Raw genomic sequence first — 17,736 nt, forward strand, 5'->3', positions numbered from 1 at the left:
GGAGGGGAAAGGGATGAAAAACAGCGTAAAGCTTCACATCATTGTGCTCGCTTTTGTTGTAGTGGGTGAATGGATCGGAGCGAAGCAATTCAACATCGGGGTAGGCACCATCGCTCTGTTTCCTATGTTGTATGTGTTAATCTGGGGGGCCATTGTCAGTTGGCCGAAATTCAAACTGATGAGCGACAAGCAAATGAAACATGCGGCAACCGTACTCGGCATTTCGTTCATGCTGTTCGTTGCGAAGCTGGGCACGATGCTCGGCCCATCCTTGCCGAAAATATTTGAGGCCGGACTGTCCCTCGCCTTCCAAGAAGTCGGCCACGTCATCGGAACGATCGCGATCGGATTGCCAATTGCCATCCTTCTTGGAATGAAACGCGAAGCAATCGGAGCCACTTTCTCTATCGACCGGGAACCGAACCTTGCCATCATCGCCGAAAAATACGGTGCGGATTCTCCAGAAGGACGCGGTGCCTTGGGCGTATACGTTTGCGGTACCGTATTTGGTGCCATCTATTTGGCATTGCTAGCCGGCTTCCTCGGTAGTCTTGGCATCCTGCACCCTATCTCACTCGCCATGGGGGCAGGCGTCGGATCTGGCAGTATGATGGCCGCCGCTTCAGGCGCATTGGCTGTCACTTTTCCAAATGACGCGGAAGACATCGCATTGTTTGCGGCAGCAGCCAATTTGATCACAACCATTCTCGGCACCTATATTTGCGTCTTCTTCTCCCTGCCTGTTACAGCTAAACTGTATAACTGGCTCGAGCCGAAGCTTGGACGCAATAAGCTGTCCATCGATAAAGGGGGCGACCAATCATGATGGAAAAAGCAAAAATCCTATCATTGATCGGACTCATTGCCATCATCGGCAACTGGGTCGGCTATAAAGTCAACCCGATCGAAGCATTGCCTGGCATGATCTTGATTGTGCTCGTGACTGTAATCGGGCTCGCACTTGCTACTTATTTGCCGGTGAAGATCCCGGCAGTCGTTTGGATCTCTTTCATCGCGCTTATTGCGACAACACCAATTTTTCCGGGGAATGGCTGGATAGTAGAACAAACCGGTAAGATTAACTTCATGGCAATCGCCACTCCTATTTTGGCGTACGCCGGCTTGTCCCTCGGCAAAGATATCGAGGACTTCAAAAAACTCGGCTGGCGGATTGTCATTATTTCATTAGTTGTGTATACGGGTACGTTTTTATTCGCTTCGGTATTTGCGGAGATTATTTTCAGGATTCAGGGACGGTTTTAATTTGGAATAAAGCCATGTGGAGCGGTGTTCTCTGCATGGTTTTTTTGTGGATTGGTGGAGTGTGTCTGCTCTCAACAACAAGGATTATTATACAAATTATATTTACCTTTATACAATTAATAGATAGTATTGGAAAAAAATACTGAAAACCGAATCACTAGTACTGGAAATAAAAGAATAAATTAATAGAATAAACTACTAAACTATTACTCTATATAGTACTTTTGTGTAATAATAATTCTCCAAACTTCCAACTTTCCCCCTCCTACCTCCGTCCTCTTGCCATACCCAAATGGAATTTGAGATAATGACTGGAAATATATAACTTGGTAGATTGTAGATGAAGGTGGGTGGTATCTGGTGATTCGAGCAATTATCGTGGATGATGAGCAGCTGGCATTGCAGCAATTGGAGAAAAAGCTTGCTAAAACGAATAAAATAGAGGTCGTCGGGGCCTATCCGAATGGGACGGAGATGCTGAAAGACATGCACCATCTTCAGTTTGACGTCGCCTTTTTAGATATCGAAATGCCAGGATTGAGCGGATTGGATCTGGCTGATGTCATTAAAGAGTGGAACAAGGATATCTTCATTGTCTTTGTTACCGCCTACCGGGACTACGCGGTTCAAGCTTTCGAGTTGGACTCCATTGATTATCTCCTAAAACCAATCATGCAAGAACGTTTGGAAAAAACGACACTGCGTATTCAAGAACAAATGCGGATTCGTTCCAACGAGAAGAGCAACACAACCCACCAACTAAAAACTTTGAAAATCATCTGTTTCAAAGAGTTCAACGTCTACCATCACAATACGCCGATTAAGTGGAAAACAGCGAAAGTGAAAGAGCTTTTCGCATATTTCTTCACACATTTGCATAGCCCCACTCAACGCGACACGCTTATCGAAATCCTGTGGCCAGATGTAGAGTATTCGAGAGCCAAAATACAGCTTCATACGACATTGTCGTATTTGCGAAAATTATTAGGCTCCATCGGGCAGCCGAACGCCATACTTTTTTCCAATGGCAGCTACACGATGAACTTGGAACAGTTCGAGTGTGATGTACACCAGTTTGAAAATCTGTTGGAGGAGCATCCTGAGATTGCAGATGATTCAATCGAGATGTTCGAAGGGATCATCGAGCATTACACCGGGGATTACTTGGAATGTACGGGGTATGACTGGGACTTGCCGAAAGCGCAGAGCGTGCGGCAGAAAATGTTGCATTGTTTGCAAAAAATGGCGGACTATTTTAAGCAACAAGGTGCAATCGATAAAACACTGGACTACTTGCGCTTACTTGTTACGTTTAACCCCTATTCCGAACATGCCGTGCAACAATTGATGCGATTTTATGTAGAGATCGGCAATCGGGGGGAAGCCGTGAAAGTGTACCATGAGATGAAGTCGCTGCTGCTGGAGGAATTAGGTATTCTGCCGGATCAGACAACGACAGAATTGTATGACATGATCGTTAAAGGATAGTCCTGAATTTAAGTGCAATGGGGCGGCTCTTGTGGTACTGAAAACAAGTCTGTTCCCACCAAGATTAGTGTGGCAACAGACTCCTCCAGATTCCATAATGCTTTCTCTCCACTTGTAGTTCAATTATTTTCACCCGATATACGGAAATCCAGCGAAGCTCCAGCGAGTGGATTCCCCGGCTTTCGCCTTGAACATTGCCTGATCTGCAAGTTGGAGCAGCCGAACCGGATCTTTGCTATTTTCAGGGTAAAGACTGATTCCTATGCTTGCACTCAACTTGACACAATACGTATCCATTGTAAAACCGTCATGGAATGCCAAAGTAATAGAAGCAATCACATCATCCAATGATGCATAATCGTCCATTAATATAACGAACTCATCCCCGCTTAAATGATAAAGTTCCAATTCGTAGGGCAGATTCCCAAGGCGTTTTCCTATTTCAATCAGCAACGCATCCCCGACATGATGTCCATACGAATCGTTAACGGATTTAAATCGATTTAAGTCAATAAACAAGACAACAAAACTGGAATCATTCTGTTCCGCCTCAAAAACATGCCGTTCCATCGATAAAAGCATTTCCCTTCGATTCGGCAAGCCAGTCAGCTCATTCTGAAACGCCAAACGTCTATATTCCTCGGCTCTTTTTTGTTCCGTACAATCCAAATGGAACGAGAGGATCTTGGCATCCTCTTCACCTTCATTCAACAAAATAAATGTCGATTTTACCCATTTCAAATCGCCCCGCTTGGTCACAAGACAACTCTCCACTTGCCAGCGCTTCTCTTTCGCAAGGATCTCACGGAGTTCCGCCCAATTCGGTCCATCATTGATTAAATCATCGTATTCCTTTAAGTAAAACTCTTCTATGTCATATTGAAGAAAACTTTGGAATGCCGTATTGGCATCAATGATTTCTCCATGTAGTGATAGAGACACAACTAAAAAAGATTCGTCTAGTATCTGGTAAAGCATATCTATGCTACTCAAGTCTTGATTGCTAATAAATGACATGTGGACTCACCTCAATTTCCATCTTTCTACATCATAACAAGCGATACTTACAAAACACTTAAAGTTAAGTGAGCAATAGGACACGCTTTACTCCTTATTTATGTAAAAAAGAACTTCCATAGAACGAGAGAGAAGAAAAAAATCGAGCCATCCCCCTCTAGAGGAAATGACTCGATCGTTACCTATTTTCTTGTCGTTCGTTCTACGAGTTCACCCTTCACAGCAACTCGGTTCTTGCCGGAAATGGTGCAAGTAATCATGGTAATCTCATTCTTGCCTTGCGTATCATCCAGAACCTCAACAAAAGTCGGTTCGATGACTTCAGAGCTAGTGATTTCATAGACGTACGTGTCTTTGCCTGCATGCAGATACACTTTTTCGCCAATCGGCACTTTGGCAAGATTGCTGAAATGACGCCCATCGCGATAGCCCCGATGCCCCGCCACTGTAAAATTCCCCACCCCCGGCACTTGATCCGGTTTGATCTGCGTCAGCGCGATATTCAGATTGTCATCTGTCGTTTTCTCCAAAATGTGCTGCTTCATTTCGATATATGGAATTTCGAGTTCCATCACATGGCTCAACTCTTCTTCCGTCAGAGTCAAGTTCGGAATCGCATCCAGCGCAACCGGTTCGGCGCCATCCGACTGAGCAATCAGGGACAACGCCTGCTCCATCGCCTTCACTTCTTTATTCTGATTCCACTCCACATAGAGCGGAATAGAAACGAGGACGAGCCCCGTTAGCAAAAACAAAATCCCAAGAATCGATTTTTTGTTTTTCAAGGTTCTCATCCTCTCTTCTAGTATGGCTTATTCATTTGTCTTACGACGACGTACGAGCAGCACTCCACCAATCAGTAACAGGACAGATCCAAGAATAGTCATGTACATCAAGGTTTCTTCGCCTGTTTGTGGAAGCTTTCCACCCGCTGCTGTTCCTTTATTGCCGTTTTGGCCTTTGCTATTTGGAGAACTGCTATCTGTTCCTTTGCCATTCGGTTTTGAATTGTCGGTTGTGATTCCGTCACTTCCAGAGCCACCTGGTTGGTTCGGCTTGCTAGGCTTCGCCCCACCAGATTGGTTCGGATCGTCCGGATTTTCTCCGCCCGGCTCGTTAGGATTCGTTGGATTCTCTCCACCTGGCTGATTCGGATCGGTTGGATCTTCACCGCCTGGGGTGGATGGATTGTTTGGATCCTCTCCGCCTGGGTTAGATGGGTTAGATGGATCTTCTCCACCTGGGTTACCTGGTTGATTTGGATTTTCACCGCCAGGAGTTCCTGGATTGGATGGGTTCTCTCCGCCAGGAGTGCCTGGTTCGGATGGATATTCAGGTTTTGTAGGTCTTTCCGTATCAGGAATCTCAGGCATTGGTGGTGGAGATATTACTCTCCTATTTTCTTTCGTAACTACTTTTGTTTCCGTTTGATTTTGCTGGATCTCGAAATAAACTGGTGTAGCATCTAATCTATAGCCGGTTGGTGCTTTCGTTTCAATAATTTGGTATTCTCCGACTTCCAAATTAGTCCAGATAATTTCTCCATCTTCATCTGTCGTATTCGTTCCAATCAATTCTTTATAATCCCCATGAACATCTTTTTTACGCAACTCAAATTGTGCACCTTTTAATTTGAGAGTTGAATTGGATGAATCGACTTTAATAACTTTAAACGAGCGATCGATTTTCTTATTTTTAATTGGTAAGAGTTTTATCTCCTCTTGGTCAAGCAATATTTTAATTTCAGCTTTATCGATAACATAGTCTTCTGGTGCTTGAACTTCTTTTACAATATAGTTGTCATATGGCAAATTTTCGAACACGATTTCGCCATTAGCATCCGTTGTTTCTGTAGCCACGGAGTTAACTGGATCTGCACTAGTAAATAACTCAAATACCGCACCTTCTAACGGCTTGTCATCTGCCGCATCAACCTTTGTCAGGATGATTTTTCCTTTTCCTCTGTTGTTCACTTTGTCTTCCAATTTTAATACTTCGGTCTGACCAGCCATAATTGTGAACTTTATAGGTTCTGCATTCAACAGATAATGTTCTGGTGCTTTAATTTCAATTAATTTATAATCACCAGCTTCTAATTCACCGTTAGGAATTACTTTTCCATCTTCACCTGAGGTAAGTGTATCAACAAGTACGTCATCTTTCCATAATTCAAATTCTGCGTCTTTTAGCCCCTTAGATAGATCGTCGTCTCCTACTTTTATTAATTCGAAGCCCTGACGGATTTTTTTGTTTACAATTTCAAATGGTGTTTCTGGATTTTTAAACTTAATCTCATTAGGCTTTTTATAATCTTCTGCAATAACATAGCCTGTAGGTGCTGAAATTTCTTTTAGTTTGTAAGGTAGCCCACCATTATTATCGTTAAATCTATAGTTTCTCTTCGTTTCGACTTCACCATTTTCATCTGTGACAAGTGTTTCGAGAAGAGTCTTTCCTGATGCATTATATAATTCAAATATTGCTCCTGGGAGTGGCTCTCCTTCATCTCCTAGTTTAACAATTTTAATTTTGCCTGATCCTGTCGATGCACCACCGCCAGCTCCTGCCAAGGCTACTTTTATTCCCTCATTACTTCCTCCACCTGTAGCGTTTTGAGTTTGTCCTTGAAAGGTAACTTCATTTTTAATGACATCACCGTCATCTGCATTAATAAATGACTCATACTCTAAGATATACGAGGTTCTTAAATCTCTATTAAAGGTAATGATAATCTCGTTACCCTCTCCTGAGACTGTGTAATCACCGTTGTCTACTGCAACACCTTTGGAAATAGTATTAATATTAGTTTCTGGTAGTACCGTCGTATAAAGCTTGATCGAATCTCTTAACAAGATTTGATTGTCCGATAAAGTGTCAGTTAATACAGCACCTGCTTTAATAAATGACTGACTTGGATTAACGGTTACACTCCATTCAGCAATATCGACTGCACCTGTTTTTTGTTTTCCAGTTTTATAAACAAATTTACCATCATGTTGAGGTGTAATTGGTTTAGCTGACTTTTCAAATAATACCCCTTCTTTTCCTCCATCCGTTAATTCAGCATAGTTAGAGAATGAACCTACGATATTACCGTCCTCTCCATCAAGACTCGTTTTGTATATAATTCTAAAAGCTCTTGTACCCATATTCCCCAGATTTAACGTAAAACCACTCTCACTTAGAGTTAGGTCTTTTTCTGTAATAGTTTCAATTAGGTCTCCCTGACTTACTGAGTTATTTTCCTTGTTTTGGATTAATTCACGGACTTCTAATGATCCTTTTACAAATGTTTGGCTAACAGCATTCGTTCCATTACTATTCCACTTGTCTTTTAGAATAGCATTTTCTATTTCACGATTATTGTAGTTAACATCAATTGTCCAAGTAATCTCTTTCTTTGCAGGATTATATCGGCCGGTTTTTTTTCCATTGTCTTCCGTATAGTTTAACCAAGGTTCTTCAGCTTCTTTTTCTATTTGGTTTTTAGACTCACCGTTCTCCTTCCAATCCAATATTGCGATGTTTTTATAACTTCCGTCCTTTGGTTTTCCCGCTAAGGGATCAAACTTCGTCGTGTAAGTGATGACAGCTTCTTCTCTTATTGATTGGTTGGATTTTAATTTAATTACGAAGCCATTATTATAATCTGTTTCACCTGGACGATAAGCAAGCTCGAAGGATGAATTTTCAAGTTTTTGTCCATCCACCAAAATAGTATCTGGAAGTAACTTCATATGGTTACCATCGTAAGAATCAGTAATCACGATATCGGTCATTACTTTATTATCTGAGTTAATAATAAGCTTCCAATCAATTGTCTTATTAATTGTGAAGTCTGCTCCAGCATTTTGTTTTTTGAAAATGACTTGACCGATTCCTTTTGAACCTGTTTTATTCGTTCCGTCATGAATTGAGACTTTATTTTCTATGGTTTCAGAGTCATACACACGACGATCTTTTGGTCTAATTTGATATTCAATTTCGTAGGCGGTATTAATTGAGTTGTTAAACTGTAGGATAAATCCTCCATCTGTTTGACTTACAGTCTTGTCGTCTACTTTATATTTGTCTTTCTGTAATTCAGCATCTCTTTTACCAGTCCCATTGCTATTAATTGTTACGTTATATACCTTAACTGAATTTGGAACCAGCTCATATTTTGTTGTATCAAAAGTATCTTCTATCCACGCATTCTCTTTTTCAATCGTTTGCTCATTATAGTTATATTGAACTTTCCAAGTCGTGGTTTGGGTGACAGGATCGTAACCAACTGCGCCACCTGATGATTTTGTTAATGGTTCACTAAACTTTACCGTTGCGCTACCTACTTTAGAAGTTTCCCCATCCGTTCCATCACCAGTAAGCACTGCATTGTTTGTAAATTTCACCTCGCCCCCAGCAGCCGGAGCTTTAACAGTCGTTATATATCTTACTTCGTATGCTTTATTAATATCATCAAAATGTACTGAGAATTCTTTACCTTTCAGTTCAACATCTTTTTTTATAGGCGTATCTGCTACTACTATTTTCCCATTTGGTTGAACAGTTAGTTCATAAACGTCAACAGTATTTCCTTTAAGGGTCAATCCCTCTCCTAATGTATCGGTTAGAATTGCATTGATAATGGATTGTTCGCTTTGATTAAATCGGACAGTCCATTCTATTTCATCGGGGTTGATAGTGTTATTTTCTCCATTCTTCTTTGGCTGCCCTGTTTTAGTTAATTCACTATTCTCAAAAGGGTTTGCGAAATTAACTACGATTTCCGTTCCTCCAAGAGATTCAAAATTAACCGTATTTTTATCTCCCTCACCAAAGTACTCTTCGTCGTATTTAATCCAGACATAGAAATATCCACTTAACTTTTGTCCTAAAATATTCTCATTAAAAGTCAAGGTAACTTCTCCATTTGTGTAAACGTTGTAAGTTCCAACGTCACCAACTAGAACTCCATTTGTAATATTATTAGGAACTTTTAATCCCTCAGGAAGTTGAAATGTAAAAGATGCCCCCTCTTTATAAGGGTGCTCATCATCTTTTAACTCCCATCTAAAAAATACAGCAACGTAATCGCCTAGTTTTGGTTTCACACTTGAGATTTCAGAGATTTCTTCTCCTTGAGCTGTGCCATCATCTAGCGGTTTAGCGTTATACATTTTAATTTCAGTAAAAATAAAATCTTCTTTAGAAATTAACTGTGCAGCTTGAGTAATTGATTGTGAATCTAATGTTTCAGTTGTCTCTTCATTTGCTGTAGACTCTTCTGCTTCAGTTATTTCCTCTTCAATTGAGGGCTCTTCCTCCTCAATTATTTCCTCATCTTTTGGAGGCTCCTTCTCTTCAGTTATTTCCTCATTTTTTAGAGACTCTTCCTCTCCATTTTTTTCATCATTCTGTGGATCATTGTCTCCCTTATTATTAAGGGAAACATCATTTACTACTTCTGTACTTTCGGGATATTCCGCACTATTAATACTGGAAACACTCTCATCGCCAGCAGCACTCACCGTAGCTATCGGCCCCAAGATCGTTTGGCCAATCAGCAACAGCATTAGCATAAATACATAAACTTTTTTCATGCTTTTCGTCTCATCCTTTCTTCTTTTATTCTCATCTCACGTCAGAGTATCTAGAGTATTAATTTCCTTGACGGAGTCGGTACCTGCAAAAACAGAGGTCATCTTATCAATTGAAGGTTCCATCTAGTACATATGGAATTCATCACTCTCCCAATTGATGTTGTCAGTCGCTTAAGTTGAAAAAACCTTTTGCAACACATCTATACTACCGTTCAATACTTATACATCTCTTACACTTCACTTAAAAATGCTTGGAAAACGATGATTTACAGCTTGTAGAATGAACTGGTCCCCTATCTTTTCGACCGTAAATTCTATTGAATGACAAAGGCCTTTTGTCGTGAAGAACCTCTTGCCAAAGAAAAAAGCGACATTTCATCCAATTAGGATGAAATGTCGCTTTTACATTATGCTATTTAACTATTGATGCTTCTATCTGTTTCTATTAATTGACTTGGATATACTGATTGAATATTGCTTTATTCCCCTGCTTGTCTTGAACTGGGGTTATTTGGTCCTCAATCAATCTAACTCGCCAGTTATTAGAAACACTTTGTATATTTATTGGTATGTTGTTTGCTGAATTCGAACCATAGCTATTGGAGTTGGAAACAATTTCGTAAACAATATCGCTACTGTCATAATATCCATTTCCATTGACATCGAAATAAATGATATCTCCATAACTTGGAACATTTTTAGCAAAGGATGCTCTGATAGTCGCAACGTATTCTTTTGCAACAGAGTTGGATTTCTCGATTTGCAAGAATGAGTTAGGGTGTATTGACCTTCCATTCAAAGTAATGTCCAAATCATTCTTATCCAAAGACCAAATCTCATGAGTGAAACCAAGCAACAGGGTTGAGCTATCAGGACCCACTGTCGCGTACTTCAGTTCAGGCTGTTGTCCACTAATGAAAGTTACCATGCCGCTCCCCGGAGTAAGTATGATATTTCCGGCATTATCCCGAATATTATTGACAGTGAACAGTGCCGTTTTAGTAGACTCAATTCCTGAAGAAGGTACATGGACTGTTACGACTACCGTTGTTGCACGATCTGCCGTTCCGGTCCTAATTTCAGTCGTGACATATGAGTTAGGCGGCAATGCTTTACCGTCCCACGTATAGTTGTAAATATCCTGGACTGTATCTAAGTTTACGCCGCTTTCATTGTCACTTACTATATACGTAGCCGCCTGTTCCCCGTAATAGGCACCGTTTGGCAAAGACCCTGTCGTCACGTTACTTACCACCGGCCGAATCCCATCAAAAGAAGCGTTGTTTTCTACAATAAACGTTTGGGTTGCCAAGGCATTGGGATTTGGATTACCCGCTTTATCTACAATGGTGTTGGCCGGCAACCGCAGTTTATAGGTTCCGTTTTGCAGTGGATAATGGATCGTTAACATATTATTTGCAATTACGGCGTTTGGCGAACTGCCATAATAATTAAGATTTACAGGCGTATCGACTCCCGTTTTTTGATCAATAATTGTAACTCCATTATATCTGCCTATCGCAATTTCTTCAGAAAATACCGCTACAATTTTACCGTCCTTATATTCCACTGATGTAAGCGTAGGAGCTATTTTATCTCTCGTAAGAATCACATTTGATGAGTAGGCAGCTGTGCTGTTACCTACCGTATCTTTAACATCGGCATCGACAAATAATACTGCATTATTCGTATCCGAATAAAATATTTGATCTCCTGACAAGATTACCGTTTTGGCATCTTTTCCTGCAGTGGCAGTCAAATTAGCAATTGTTCCGTTAGAATAGACAAGTCTAGCCTTTCTAGCGAAAGATGAAATGTTCATATCCTTGTCATATGTCAATTCAACTTTATTTTCTCCAATCACTTTCATTTCCTTCACCGTCGGAGCGACAGTATCTGCTGTGATCGTGATAGACGCTTCTATTGGATTTGGTGTAGCAAAGTTATTCTTATAATCCTTTACACCAACCAATTTGATTGTCGCTGTCGTTCCAGCAGCCACTTGTTTGGTGCTTATCACTGTTAATTTTCTAGGATTAGACGGATCACTCACAACTCTTGCGACCACATCATTTACATAGGCAATCGCACCGGAATCATTTACTGGTTCATCAAAGAGAACAGAGAACGTATCTGTTGCTGTCTTTGCTGTCGAAGAACCTGATACATACTTCGGCCCAACATCATCCTTCGCCTTCAATATCGCCGTATACTCCTCAAACTTCCCGCCAGTTGCAGCCTGAATCGCTTCCGTCGTTTTCACGGCATATTCGCCGTCAAAGATTAACGTTGCCGTCATCGTCAACGTTTTGCCGTCTTCTGATAAAGATCCCGTGAGCTGGCCAGGGTTGACAGAGGCTCCAGTCACCGTGGTGAAGGTAATGTTTTTGACTGTGTTTGTTGCGTCTAAAACAGATGATTTTGAGACTGGCGTTGCGAAATGGACTTCCACTTGCTTTGCGTTCATTGCTTTGATGTCAGTGATGAAACGGTCGTCTGCTGTGTAATCAAACTTCATGTCGATTGTTTTTTCCGCTTTTGCTTCGCCTTTTGTCAGAGTCACAACATAGGAACCTGCTGTTTTTCCTTCTGCGGCTTTGATTGTAATGCCTTTATCGGTCATTAAGGAGGCAACGTATTTATCCACAGCTGCCAATTTCGTTTCGGCTGTTGCGAGTGGGCCGCGCGACACATTGACCGTACCTGCTTTCACTAGTTCCAACGCAGCATCGATTGCCACTTGGTTTTCATCCACTTTCGGCTCCAAGAACGCTTCCCCACGGAATACAAAGGAGGCCATTTGACCGCGCGTCACATGAGCATTCGGTGAAAATGTTGTTGGTGTCGTGCCCGTTGTAATTTCATGGCCATAGAGGGAGCGAACGAATTCCATATGCCATTGCTTCGAATTAATGTCACTGAATGGAAGACGGACATTTTCCATATCGTCCAAATTAAAACCGAGCACCAAGATTTTTGCCATTTGCGCTCTTGTCAGGCTGTCACCAGGACGGAAGGTGTTGTCCTCGTAACCCGAAATGATTCCAGCCTCCACAAGTGCCGCGATGTAGCGGTAATACGGGTGGCTTTTGCTGACATCCTTGAAGCCCGGGTCGACTACCTGGTTCATGTCCAAATCAAGGACAAGCGCCAATAGCTTGGCCGCATCCTGACGTGTAATGTTCTGGCCCGGTTTGAATGTGCCGTCCGGATAACCGCTCATCATGCCGGCGTCCGTGTACTTCATTACCGCGTCGTAAAAATGATGGCTCGGAATGTTTTTCACATCTGAAAAAGATTGCGCTTCGGCTTTTGTTGCAAGCGGACTGGCTGCTACAACCGCACCTGTCATCATGGTCGTGGCGAGAGTAGCTTTGAATAGTTTAGTAGGTCGATCTTTTCTCATTTTCAATCCCCCTATTTTTGTCAATCTATGTCTACTAGAGAAGAATACTAGTTAGATAGTTAGCTACTTCCAGTATAATTTGATTGGAAAATTAGTGCAACTTTCGTTGGTAGTTCATACAAGAAAGTATTATTGATTTCTTGATTATTCCATGTAGAAACAAAAAAGACAGCATTTCATTCAATCATGAACGAAATACTGTCTTTTCTTCTTACTATCTGACCTAACAGCCCACATAAGAACTTGACTCCCACACTCAATGAATCGTCAACCCATGTGTCTGCTCCTGCAGTTTGTCTTTCAATTCATTGTAGTTTTTTCTGCTTAACGGGACGAGCCCTTCATAGCCGGTCAAATGAACCGAGTACGAGCGGGAGAATGTGTCCGGCGTAATCGATTCAATGGAACGGAGCGGGACGAGGAAGGATTGATGGGTCCGGAAGAACTCGAACGGAATGAGGATTTCTTCCAGCTTCTTCATCGTTTCTCTCGTTTCGTACCGGGCGCCCTCTTTGTTTTCCACAAAGATTTTCCGGCCTTTTTTCTCTATCATCCGAATGTCGCTCACCATGATCATATGAATGCCACCTGGTACATTCAAGCCGATTTTGGCGTCTCGCGGCAACCGGCTTTCCTGCAAGCGTTCTTCCACTTTGCCAAGCGCCTTTTGGAGTCGTACTGGGTTCACCGGTTTTGTCAGGAAGTCGACTGGATGCACTTCATATCCTTCCAGTGCGAATTGGGGATGGCCCGTCACAAAGACGATCATCAGTTTTGGATAAAGGCTTTCCACGCGGTGGGCAAATTCGATTCCGTCCATCCCACCCATTTCGATATCCAGGAAAAGCAGATCAACAGGATGCGTCTCCAAGAAGACAAGCGCATCCTCAGAACTGTTCACCTCCCCCGCTACACTGACAAAAGGATAGGACTCAAGATAATTCTTTAACGCGTCGATGCAGCTCCGGTCGTCATCGACAATCAATGTTCGCGCATTCATGGGACTTCACCCCCTTGTTGTAGTTGGCCCTTCCGGAATGGAGACATGGAAACGGATCAGGCCATCATCCAATTCCGGATAAACAATCCCTTGATACTTTTCGACAATTTTCTTTACCGCCGGCAAGCCAAGGCCTTCATGATTCACTTTTGTGGAGAAGCCGGCTTCAAACAGATCGCCTAATGTGTCACCGAACAAATCGGTTTCATTGGTGACCGTGATGACAAGTTGATTCCACTCCGTGGTCATTTCGACCAGGATTGGCTGGCTCTTCTGCGGCAGCTTTTCCACTTCATCCAAAGCATTTTGGATCAGGTTCCCAAGAACTTTATTAATTTCATAGACTGAACTTGGACAATTCCGCAAATCATTCAAGATCGTATACTCGATTTTTACTCCCTTCGATGCGGCCCTCTCCTTGAACGTGCTAAGCATGGCTGCGGTCGCGGGATGATGGAGCGGCAGCAGATCGTTAATTACCGTTGCGGACTTTACCATCTCTTTTATATAGTTTTCGCATGCGGCGTATTCCTTCTTTTGAATCAACCCATTGATCGCAGTTAAATGGAAATTGAAATCATGCCGTTGCGATCTGATCATGCTGAAGAAAGATAGAAGCTCTTTTTGGTATTGTCGATCCAAGAACAACTGGACTTTTTCATTTTTAAATAAAATCAGCTGGCGTTGGAACAAGATGATCGCCACCGTCACGGCCAGTGACCAGAGGGTGAGGAACCAGCGATAGTGAACCCGAATATGCGGAAGCTCCCACACTGTATAGTATAAGCCGACAGCAAGCAGGAACAGAATCAAGATGACTGAATAGACCCGTCCGCTGAATGAGATTTCCGGATCATCGTCATCCAATGATTTCTCAAATAACGTCTTTGGGAATAAAACAGGCGATTTTGAATAGATAATTATAGCAATGAAGATATTATTCAGTGACACAAAGAGATCGATGGAAACTCTCGTGCCCGTGTCCAATGAAAGACTTTCCAGCTCGAGTAAAAGATAAAATAAATTATATTCAATCAGGGAAATGACAGCTAAATTAAATATGACAGCAAGCAACAAGGCAATTGTCGTTTGCGCCATAGGAATTTTCATCAAAAAATAGAGAACAGGCAGCGACAAGATGACAAGAAAAGGAATAAGCCAGATAGAGGAAACAAATCCGGCAAAACCAGCATAGGCGATTCCAAAGAACAGACTGATGATCAGTAATCTAAGAAAGGATTTCCTCGTTTCCAGTCCAACAAAAGAGAAGCCGAGCATCAGCCCAGTTAAAATCTGTATAGTCCATACGAGTGTTTCCATGATGTGGATAAAAGAAGTTGCCGTGTCCATTTCTTCACCTAATCTCAGTCTTTGATTGCTCGTCACGAGTGGTGCTGTATTTCCTTTTAAAATATTCTTTCAATAGTTCTTAATAAGATATTATAACGAATCAGAATGTTGATTTCAATTTGGTTAATATGGATAATTAATCCATGCGGGTTGTGTCTATTGTTTTTTTGCTAGTACTAATAAGGGAGAATCGACAAAACGCAAACAAGGATCAAATCCTCATTTGCGCTCTATCCTTCGTATTTACGCATGGAGCTTATGGACACTCATGCCTTCGAAAAGCTTACTTCAATTTTTCTTCAAGAAGCTTATAGATATCTGCTTGGTCTGGATGACCTTCAGCTAAGAAGATGTAGTAATTATCGATGATAAGAACTCCTGGATAATCTACTTTTTCACCTTCAAATTCAACTGGCGCTAATCCTGTTTCTTTTGCTTTTTTCAAACTCTCACTGTCTGCATCAATTTCAAATACTTGCAATGGCAAAAAGTCTTCACCGTTAATATCTGCTTTCATTGCTGCCTTCGTATCAACAAAGAAATCTGTCTCTCCCGCTTCAACTTTTTCCACTTCATAGCCAGCGTCTTTCAAGATGGTTAACACGTTATTGGAGAATTCATTGTCCAACATTTCGCCAGAAACTACTGCAGTATCTTCAGAGCCTTCGGCGTCATCTGTTGTCCCTTCCGCTTGCTCCGTATTATCCGTACCGTTCGTACCCTCTGCCTGACCTTCGTCCTTTTTGTCATCTCCACAAGCTGCCAAGGCCATAACTAGCATAGCCATCAAAAGTACCATTAAAAGCTTTTTCATTTTCAATTCCCCCTAAGGATGTAATTTATTTTGAATACTGGAACACCAGTAACTCAAACGTATTAGTTGAATACCAATCTCTCTTCTTTCGAAGTTTGAATATCAACGAGAATTTTGTATAGCTCATTGGAGCGCATCAAGTCGGCATGCGTACCGTATCCGGATACCTCTCCTGCATCAATTACAATGATTTGGTCCGCTTCTTTGATCAACGACATATCGTGTGCGATCATAAGAGTCGTCCTGCCTTGCATCAATGTTTTCAAGGATTTTTCGATTTGGTCTTCCGATTGAGCATCCAAGCTGGATGTTGCTTCATCAAGCAATAGAATGGAAGCATCCTGAATGAATGCGCGGGCAATCGCGATTCGCTGGCGCTGTCCGCCTGATAGCCGTGAACCGAACTCACCGACTTCCGTTTCGAATCCTTCCGGAAACTCCTCAATGAATTCCAGAGCATCTGCCAGTTCAGCTGCACGCCTTACTTCTTCGGCACTGACTTCTCTTTGCAGACCATACGTGATATTATCACGGATCGAACCGGATATGAGTGGACTTGATTGAGAAACAGATGCGATGGAACGTCTCCATTCATCCACATGCACTTTCTCCGCCGGCGTGTCTCCAATGAGAAGACGCCCAGCATTCGGCTCGTAAAAACGTTCGAGCAACTTAAATATCGTCGATTTTCCACATCCACTCGGACCGACGATGGCCGTTACTTTGCCAGCCGGTATTGTGAGATTTAAGCGAGACAAAATATTTCGTTCGTCATAGCTGAAAGAGACGTTTTCCAACTTCAAATCTTGTTCGTTCAAATGTGCAGGCATGGATTGTTCCCGTTGCAGCTGTTCACTCTCAGAGTCCAAAATCGACGATATTTTTTCGGAAGCTCCTTTCGCCTGCTTCAACGTTTGCCAGAACAAACCATATTGCAATACGTTGCTATGGATAAACTGGACATATAAATAGAAGGAAAGGACCTGGCTTACCTTGAGTTCGCCTTGCCCAACAAGGTAGGCTCCATAGAACAGAGTTGTTCCGACGATGATCGCCCGTACACTTTGCATTAAAGGCTCTGCATACAGATCAACGATAATCCGTTTCTTCTCCGCTTTATATTGTTCAAGCAAGATATCTTTCCCGAGGTTAATTTCCTCATTTTCTTTATTGAAGGACTTTACCATACGAATCCGCGGTAACCGTTCAGCAAAGAAGGCAGTAACTCCGGAATATTGCGCCTGTACGCCCATTTGGGTCTTTTGCGTACGATTCCCGACGATTGCCGAGACAATCAAAATATATGGAATGACCGGTAATAGCGCAAATGTCAGTTTTGGGTTCATGTTATACATAATTACATACGAACCGACGAGTGAATACGTCGATATCAACACTGTCTTGACTCCAGAGACGACACTGTCGATATAAAGCGGGTCATCTGTAACCCGGCTGATCAATTTCTGAGATGGTTGCTTGGAATAATCGCGCATTTTCATATGCATGATTTTTGACCAAACCGTTTTCTGTACATTTCGCATAGCAAGCGGCGGTGTGAGTGAGAAAAACAAAGCCGAAGCCGAGATTAACACTTGGGAAAGAACACCTAGTAATATATAGATTCTGACAGCTTCATCATTAAAGATATCACCCGCAAAAATGGCTCCAGTATATTTTGGCATGATTAATCCTACTGTTGTAGATGCCACTGTTACAAGGAATCCGATGATATACAAAGACCACGGCAGCTTGGATTTGAAAATCAGCCTAAAAAACTCTTTCCAACCCCGTTGTTTAGTTTCCTCCATAAATACCC

General features: G+C 42.0%; 11 protein-coding genes. 3 read left to right on the plus strand and 8 right to left on the minus strand.

Translation table 11 applies throughout. The features are described from left to right. Window positions 1–13: 13 nt before the first annotated feature. From ACSW3C_RS08830 to ACSW3C_RS08840, 3 genes are all read left to right on the plus strand, one after another. Window positions 14–826: a DUF3100 domain-containing protein gene (locus ACSW3C_RS08830; protein WP_486562170.1), complete on the plus strand. Its 813-nt coding sequence runs from the start codon at window positions 14–16 to the stop codon at window positions 824–826. Continuing rightward, window positions 823–1,263 carry a hypothetical protein gene (locus ACSW3C_RS08835; protein WP_486562171.1) on the plus strand — a complete coding sequence of 147 codons (441 nt, stop codon included), beginning with the start codon at window positions 823–825 and terminating at the stop codon, window positions 1,261–1,263. Before ACSW3C_RS08830 ends, ACSW3C_RS08835 begins: the two co-directional genes overlap by 4 nt. A gap of 360 nt (window positions 1,264–1,623) precedes the next feature. Beyond that, window positions 1,624–2,751, plus strand: a complete 1,128-nt coding sequence (locus ACSW3C_RS08840; RefSeq protein WP_486562172.1) for a response regulator — start codon at window positions 1,624–1,626, stop codon at window positions 2,749–2,751. Window positions 2,752–2,880: 129 nt separating this feature from the next. On the opposite strand, the gene ACSW3C_RS08845 is transcribed toward ACSW3C_RS08840, so the two are convergent. From ACSW3C_RS08845 to ACSW3C_RS08880, 8 genes are all read right to left on the minus strand, one after another. Further along, window positions 2,881–3,768: a diguanylate cyclase domain-containing protein gene (locus tag ACSW3C_RS08845; RefSeq protein ID WP_486562173.1), complete on the minus strand. Its 888-nt coding sequence runs from the start codon at window positions 3,766–3,768 to the stop codon at window positions 2,881–2,883. A gap of 182 nt (window positions 3,769–3,950) precedes the next feature. Beyond that, a complete protein-coding gene (locus tag ACSW3C_RS08850; RefSeq protein ID WP_486562175.1) occupies window positions 3,951–4,562 on the minus strand; it encodes a class D sortase in 612 nt (203 codons plus the stop codon). A gap of 18 nt (window positions 4,563–4,580) precedes the next feature. Further along, window positions 4,581–9,350: a SpaA isopeptide-forming pilin-related protein gene (locus tag ACSW3C_RS08855; RefSeq protein ID WP_486562176.1), complete on the minus strand. Its 4,770-nt coding sequence runs from the start codon at window positions 9,348–9,350 to the stop codon at window positions 4,581–4,583. Window positions 9,351–9,795: 445 nt separating this feature from the next. Then, window positions 9,796–12,756 carry an S-layer homology domain-containing protein gene (locus tag ACSW3C_RS08860; protein WP_486562178.1) on the minus strand — a complete coding sequence of 987 codons (2,961 nt, stop codon included), beginning with the start codon at window positions 12,754–12,756 and terminating at the stop codon, window positions 9,796–9,798. Window positions 12,757–13,012: 256 nt separating this feature from the next. Further along, entirely contained in the window at window positions 13,013–13,756 is a 744-nt protein-coding gene (locus ACSW3C_RS08865; protein WP_486562180.1) for a LytR/AlgR family response regulator transcription factor, read from the minus strand. A gap of 6 nt (window positions 13,757–13,762) precedes the next feature. Then, window positions 13,763–15,106 carry a sensor histidine kinase gene (locus tag ACSW3C_RS08870; protein ID WP_486562181.1) on the minus strand — a complete coding sequence of 448 codons (1,344 nt, stop codon included), beginning with the start codon at window positions 15,104–15,106 and terminating at the stop codon, window positions 13,763–13,765. A gap of 283 nt (window positions 15,107–15,389) precedes the next feature. Further along, complete coding sequence (locus ACSW3C_RS08875; protein ID WP_486562183.1) at window positions 15,390–15,920, minus strand: hypothetical protein; 531 nt, start codon at window positions 15,918–15,920, stop codon at window positions 15,390–15,392. A gap of 62 nt (window positions 15,921–15,982) precedes the next feature. Continuing rightward, the gene (locus tag ACSW3C_RS08880) at window positions 15,983–17,728 is read right to left on the minus strand and encodes an ABC transporter ATP-binding protein (protein WP_486562184.1); all 1,746 of its coding nucleotides are present in this window, start codon (window positions 17,726–17,728) and stop codon (window positions 15,983–15,985) included. Window positions 17,729–17,736: the final 8 nt, after the last annotated feature.

Source organism: Sporosarcina sp. AD_1 (assembly GCF_057373025.1).

What these genes read in the sequence shown, in the direction of transcription:
- ACSW3C_RS08830 (WP_486562170.1), top strand. Translation starts at nt 14, where the DNA reads ATGAAAAACAGCGTAAAGCTTCACATCATTGTGCTCGCTTTTGTTGTA.
- ACSW3C_RS08835 (WP_486562171.1), top strand. Translation starts at nt 823, where the DNA reads ATGATGGAAAAAGCAAAAATCCTATCATTGATCGGACTCATTGCCATC.
- ACSW3C_RS08845 (WP_486562173.1), bottom strand. Translation starts at nt 3,768, where the DNA reads ATGTCATTTATTAGCAATCAAGACTTGAGTAGCATAGATATGCTTTAC.
- ACSW3C_RS08850 (WP_486562175.1), bottom strand. Translation starts at nt 4,562, where the DNA reads ATGAGAACCTTGAAAAACAAAAAATCGATTCTTGGGATTTTGTTTTTG.
- ACSW3C_RS08855 (WP_486562176.1), bottom strand. Translation starts at nt 9,350, where the DNA reads ATGAAAAAAGTTTATGTATTTATGCTAATGCTGTTGCTGATTGGCCAA.
- ACSW3C_RS08860 (WP_486562178.1), bottom strand. Translation starts at nt 12,756, where the DNA reads ATGAGAAAAGATCGACCTACTAAACTATTCAAAGCTACTCTCGCCACG.
- ACSW3C_RS08865 (WP_486562180.1), bottom strand. Translation starts at nt 13,756, where the DNA reads ATGAATGCGCGAACATTGATTGTCGATGACGACCGGAGCTGCATCGAC.
- ACSW3C_RS08870 (WP_486562181.1), bottom strand. Translation starts at nt 15,106, where the DNA reads ATGGACACGGCAACTTCTTTTATCCACATCATGGAAACACTCGTATGG.
- ACSW3C_RS08875 (WP_486562183.1), bottom strand. Translation starts at nt 15,920, where the DNA reads ATGAAAAAGCTTTTAATGGTACTTTTGATGGCTATGCTAGTTATGGCC.
- ACSW3C_RS08880 (WP_486562184.1), bottom strand. Translation starts at nt 17,728, where the DNA reads ATGGAGGAAACTAAACAACGGGGTTGGAAAGAGTTTTTTAGGCTGATT.